The sequence below is a fragment of the Bradyrhizobium sp. CCBAU 65884 genome (genome assembly GCF_028128835.1).
GTDB classification, from domain to species: Bacteria; Pseudomonadota; Alphaproteobacteria; order Rhizobiales; family Xanthobacteraceae; genus Bradyrhizobium; species Bradyrhizobium ottawaense.
This window is the reverse complement of the sequence record NZ_LBJU01000015.1, coordinates 1-388: the sequence shown is the minus strand read 5'-3', so window position 1 is coordinate 388 and position 388 is coordinate 1. Positions and strand designations below refer to the sequence as shown.

The window sequence follows — 388 nt, the reverse complement described above, 5'->3', positions numbered from 1 at the left end:
CCGCTTGCCGAGCGATGCGTTTTGATCGAGGTGGAGTCGATGGACAAAGTCACTTTGTCCTTGCCGCAGCGAGCGAGCGCTTCAAAGATCGCCCTCCAATGGCCGCGCTTGGCCCAGCGATTAAAGCGATTATAGATCGTCGTGTAAGGACCATAGTCGGGCGGGCAGTCGCGCCAGCGGGCGCCGCACTGAAGCATGTGAATGATACCGCTGATGATGCGCCGATCGTCATCGCGCGCCGGGCCGGTCTGGTTCGTCGGCAGATGCGGCTGTATCTGAGCCCACTGCTTGTCGTTCAGCCAGAACAGTCCTTTGCGCATCGAAGTCCCCCGTGCCGAATCAACTCGGTGCGAGGGAATCAGAACCCGCTAATTAGGTACAGACCCTA

Annotated in this window: 1 protein-coding gene; it reads right to left on the bottom strand. The window is 59.3% G+C overall.

The window, feature by feature from the left end; genetic code table 11:
- A partial coding sequence (locus XI03_RS01525; protein WP_271591089.1) for an IS5 family transposase occupies positions 1-320 on the bottom strand: 320 nt, incomplete at its 3' end.
- Between the last annotated feature and the right edge of the window lie 68 nt (positions 321-388).